This window comes from Herminiimonas sp., assembly GCF_030645555.1.
Classification (GTDB): domain Bacteria; phylum Pseudomonadota; class Gammaproteobacteria; order Burkholderiales; family Burkholderiaceae_D; genus Oxalicibacterium.
In genome coordinates this window covers 1-1,316 of sequence record NZ_JAUSME010000069.1, presented here as the reverse complement: position 1 = coordinate 1,316, position 1,316 = coordinate 1, and the positions used below count along the sequence as shown (strand labels likewise).

The following is a 1,316-nucleotide window of genomic DNA, read 5'->3' as shown; positions in this document are numbered from 1 at the left end:
CCGCTGCAGATCGTGAGTGGTATTGTCGAGCGTCGGCACACATTGCCGATTCTGGCCAATATCCTCATTCGCTAGGATGGCGAACGCGTTTCTTTCCTGTCGACCGACATCGAAGTGCAGATCACTACGCATGCGCAAGTCGGCAGCGGCAATGAAGTTGCATCGACCACGGTAGCCGCACGCAAGCTGCTCGACATCCTGCGCGCGTTGCCGGATTCCGGCGATGTATCGCTGACGCTGTCGAACAAACGCATGACCGTGCAATCGGGCAAATCGCGCTTCGCCTTGCAAACGCTGGCAGCAGAAGAATTCCCTACCGTTGCGCAAGCCGAGCATTACAACGCCAAAGTCACGCTGCCGCAAAAGACCCTGAAGCACCTGTTCAACATGGTGCACTTCTCGATGGCGCAGCAAGACATACGTTATTACCTGAACGGCTTGTTGCTGGTCGTCGATGGCAAGAACGTCATTGCCGTGGCGACCGACGGTCACCGTCTGGCGTTTTGCCAGGTAGCGACCGAGCAAGAGTTTGCCCGCCAGGAAGTCATCATCCCGCGCAAAACCATCATCGAATTGCAGCGCCTGCTGGAAGAAAACGACCAGCCCGTCGACCTCGAAATCGCCAACAGCCAGGTCAAGTTCACCTTCGGCGATATCGAACTGATCTCCAAGCTGGTAGAAGGCAAGTTCCCTGATTACACGCGCGTCGTGCCTAAGGGTTACAAGAACAACTTCACGATAGGCCGCGATGCCTTGCTGCGTTCGCTGCAGCGCGCCGCGATCATGACGTCCGACAAGTTCAAGGGCGTGCGTTGCATCATGAGCCCGGGCAGCATGAAGATCAGCTCGACCAATGCCGACCAGGAAGAAGCGGTCGAAGAAATCGAAATCGATTACGGTGGAGATAGCGTCGATATCGGCTTCAACGTCACCTATCTGCTCGATGTATTGAACAACCTCAAAGGCGAGAGCATCAACATCGCCCTGGGTGACGCCAATTCATCCGCGCTGATCACGGTGCCGGAGAATCCGGACTTCAAATACGTCGTCATGCCGATGCGTATTTGATCCGCAGCAAGACAGCAGCAATAGGGGCAAAACGCTTTAAAATCAGTGTTTTGCCCCCATATACTTGATAGTGGCAAAGAGATAAAAGAAGCTGGGTAAAGCAGCAAGCCCACTTCCCTGTCATTCCCGCGCAGGCGGGAATCCAGAACCGCCGGCAGCAAGACAGACCGGGCCGGAAGTTTCAAAAGCAGTCGATGCAATAAACAGCATGAAGTTCATGCATCAGTTTCAAGCAGTTTTATTAGCAG

General features: G+C 54.5%; 1 pseudogene. It reads left to right on the top strand.

The annotated features are described in order from the left end of the window. A pseudogene (gene dnaN / locus Q7T06_RS02910) lies at positions 1 to 1,068 on the top strand (DNA polymerase III subunit beta); the annotation flags it as partial. Positions 1,069 to 1,316: the final 248 nt, after the last annotated feature.